We start from the raw sequence: 378 nt of genomic DNA on the forward strand, positions 1-378 counted from the left end.
CCGCCGTGGTCTACTTCAACAGCATCGAAACCGACCAGCAGGCGCAGGCAGTAGCTTAAACATCCTCGAAAACTGTCCAAGGATCGGGGAGTAGCTCACCTGGCACTCAGGCAGATCGAGCCATGGAAACGCCACTGGTTCGAGTGACCATGGCGAGGTGGGTTCATCGAGAGCCTGTTGCGGTTGATCGACCTGGACTGGGCTGTGCCAAACTTCAGCACGCTGAACCGTCGCCAGAAGACCCTGAAGGTCAACATCCCCTATCGCGGATCAGATGGCCCGCTGCACCTGCTGATCGACATCGAGCCGGTAAGCGCCACCGGTTCGGGCGAACCGGCGAGGAGGCATCAGGGTCGAGGGCGAAGGGGAGTGGAACGC

Annotated in this window: 1 pseudogene; it reads left to right on the forward strand. The window is 60.6% G+C overall.

Annotated features, from left to right (window positions below):
* Positions 1–159 precede the first annotated feature (159 nt).
* A pseudogene (locus tag XINFAN_RS20170) lies at positions 160–378 on the forward strand (transposase); the annotation flags it as partial.

The organism is Pseudogemmobacter humi (assembly GCF_900609055.1).
Classification (GTDB): Bacteria; Pseudomonadota; Alphaproteobacteria; order Rhodobacterales; family Rhodobacteraceae; genus Pseudogemmobacter; species Pseudogemmobacter humi.